Source organism: Kribbella sp. (genome assembly GCF_035687465.1).
Classification (GTDB): Bacteria; Actinomycetota; Actinomycetes; order Propionibacteriales; family Kribbellaceae; genus Kribbella.
Genome location: NZ_DASRXP010000419.1, coordinates 1 through 2,653 on the forward strand (window position 1 = coordinate 1; position 2,653 = coordinate 2,653).

The 2,653-nt window shown below is 67.2% G+C and carries 4 protein-coding genes; all 4 read right to left on the reverse strand.

The features are described from left to right. On the reverse strand, positions 1–339 hold a 339-nt coding region (locus tag VFG33_RS21580), incomplete at its 3' end, for a Gfo/Idh/MocA family protein (RefSeq protein ID WP_325054722.1). Positions 340–420: 81 nt separating this feature from the next. Further along, entirely contained in the window at positions 421–1,101 is a 681-nt protein-coding gene (locus tag VFG33_RS21585; protein ID WP_325054723.1) for a glycerophosphodiester phosphodiesterase, read from the reverse strand. Next, complete coding sequence (locus VFG33_RS21590; RefSeq protein ID WP_325054724.1) at positions 1,098–2,120, reverse strand: 2-hydroxyacid dehydrogenase; 1,023 nt, start codon at positions 2,118–2,120, stop codon at positions 1,098–1,100. The genes VFG33_RS21585 and VFG33_RS21590 overlap by 4 nt, the downstream gene beginning before the upstream one ends. An 11-nt stretch (positions 2,121–2,131) precedes the next feature. Continuing rightward, positions 2,132–2,653 (reverse strand): FGGY-family carbohydrate kinase (locus VFG33_RS21595; RefSeq protein ID WP_325054725.1); only part of this gene is annotated, 522 nt, incomplete at its 5' end.

The following is a 2,653-nucleotide window of genomic DNA, read 5'->3' on the forward strand; positions in this document are numbered from 1 at the left end:
GGTCTCCTTGACCAGCTCGATGATGCGCGCGATCTGGTCCGCCTCGATCGCCATCGGGACGGTCGAATAGACATGCTTGCCGGCCTCGAGCGCCTGGATCGCCATCTCGCCGTGCAGCCAGCGCTGGGTGAAGATCGCGACGGCATCGACGTCGGACGCGAGCATCTCCTCGAACGACTGGTACGTGATCGACACGCCCTGGTGCTCGGCCACTTCGGCCAGCCGGTCCGGCAGGACGTCGGTCAACCGGACGTCCGAGACGTCGGGATGCGCGGTCCAGAGGCGGAGGAACGAAGGGGCGAACTGGCCGGCGCCGACCACACCGATGCTGATGCTCATGAACCAAGGCAATCACACATTTCCCGGCCATGTAAGAACAATTCTGCACATCTGGAGTGTGAGCCAGAGCACTGTCTCGTACTACGGAACGCGGAGCCGTAGGCGGTGGGGGTAATCCGTGGTGATGCCGTCTACGGAAAGAGTGAGCGCCTGGGCGAAGGTTTCAACGTCAGGGACGGGCCACGCGGTGACGGCCAAGCCGTGGGTGTGGAGTGTGGTTACTGCCTCGGGAGTCAGGCCGGCGATGCCGCAGAGCGCAGTACCGGCCTGGGCTGCTTTGATCAGGGACAGGACCTCTTCTACCCCTGGGGTTCGGCCGAAGATCAGGCCTGTTGAGGCGGTCGGCATCGCCTGGCGGATGGCGAGCAGGATGTCGGCATAAGAGGACGTCACCAACGTCCGGGCGGCCAATGCTGGATCGGCCTGCAGGGAGGCGACCAGCAAGGGGACAGCACGGGCGGCCTTGACCTCTGCCTGGAAGCGGATGTCCACAGCCTTCACCGTCTCGGCCCAGGTCGGGACCTGCTCACCTAGCCCAGCGTCGAGCGACTTCAGCTCGGCGAGAGTCAGTTCCGACACCGCGCCCGAGCCCGAGGTGGTCCGGTCGACTGTCGCGTCGTGCATCACGACGAGCTCATCGTCCGCGGTGGATCGCAAGTCCAGCTCGACCTCGTCGCAGCCGTCGGCGACCGCCCGGTGGAAGGACCGCAGGGTGTTCTCCGGTTCGGAACCGAGAGCTCCGCGGTGGCCAGTGATGATCACTGAGCCAGGCCAACAGGGTTCCGTCCAGCCAGATAGGCGGCGACGGCCTCGGCTGCGATGGACGCCGCGCGGTGGGCGGTTTGGCGGGTGGCACCGGCGAGGTGCGGCGTCATGACCACGTTCGGCGCCTGCAGCAGGCGGGCGTCGGCAGGCACCGGCTCGGCCGGGAACACATCGAACGCCGCGGCTCCCAGCTGACCAGACTCCAGCGCGTCGACTGTTGCCTCATAGTCGAGCAGGCCGCCACGTGCCGTGTTCACCAGTACTGCGCCGCGCGGCAGCAGGGCGAGTTGTTCGGCGCCGATCATGCCGCGCGTGTCGTCCGTCAGCCGAGCATGCAGGCTGACGACGTCGGAGCGGCGGAGTAGTTCGTCGAGCCCGACGGCCTCAGTGCCATCCGGTGGAGCGACCGGGTCGATCGCGGGGTCGACCACCAGGACGTGGGCTCCGAAGGCGAGCATCACCCGCGCCACCCGGCGGCCGATCGCGCCGTAGCCGATGAGGCCGACGGTAGCGCCCTCTAGTTCGGAACCACATTCGTCGTACGCGTAGAGGTCGCTGCGCCACTCGCCCTCCTCCAGCGTGCGCTGCAGCCTGGGAAGGTTGCGCAGGGCACCGAGCATCAACGTGACGGCGTGTTCGGCGGCGGCGATCGCGTTCCGTCCCGGCGTCGAGGAGACGATGATGCCGCGCTTGATTGCCGCCTGCACGTTGACGTTGACCGGGCCGCCGCGGCAGCAGACCAGGAAACGGAGGTCGGGCGCGTGGTCGAGCACCCGCTCGGTGAACGGGCCCATCTGGGTGATCGCCAGCTCGACCCCGTCCAGCGCCTCGATGAGCTGATCCTCGGCGTCGCTCGCCTCGTCCACCTCCGCCACCCGCCCGTACGGCGTGAGCGGCCAAGGCAAGGTGATCCGCCGGAAGTCGAAGCTGACGTCCGCGAGTTTGGACAGCGAGTCGGCCAGCAACTCGTTCCGGACGAAGTGGTCGCCGGCCAGCAAGGTGGTGACGGTTCTCATCGAACTCCTGATCAACTGAGAGGAGCCGGATCAGCCCAGCGCGGGCGAGCCAACTCGATCCGGCGGAGATAGTGCGCATAACCCTCGGCATAAAAAGCAGCCCGCCCAGCATCAGGGTCGATCTGCCGGGTCTCGGCAACCCACCCCTCAACAGGACGAGCCATTGCGCGGTGGGCGGCTATTACGGCGCCTCGGGCTGCTACTTGGGAGGCTTCTGTTGTGTGTAAGGGGGTATTGAGGACGTCGGCGAGGATCTGGGTCCATTCGGTACTGCGTGCGCCGCCACCGCAGACCGTCACCCGTCCCGTCCAACCGGCCGCATCGAGGCAGTGGCGAGCGGCGTAGGCGATGCCCTCGCAGGTCGCGCGAACCAGATCCGCCGAGGTCGTCGACAACGAGATCCCGTCGATCGTGCCGCGGGCGCGAGTGTCGACGAAGGGCGCTCGTTCCCCCGCTTCCGACAGGTAGGGCAGCACGGTCACACCACCAGCACCTACAGGGCTCTCCGCGAGCAGACGCGGGAGCTCCTCCGT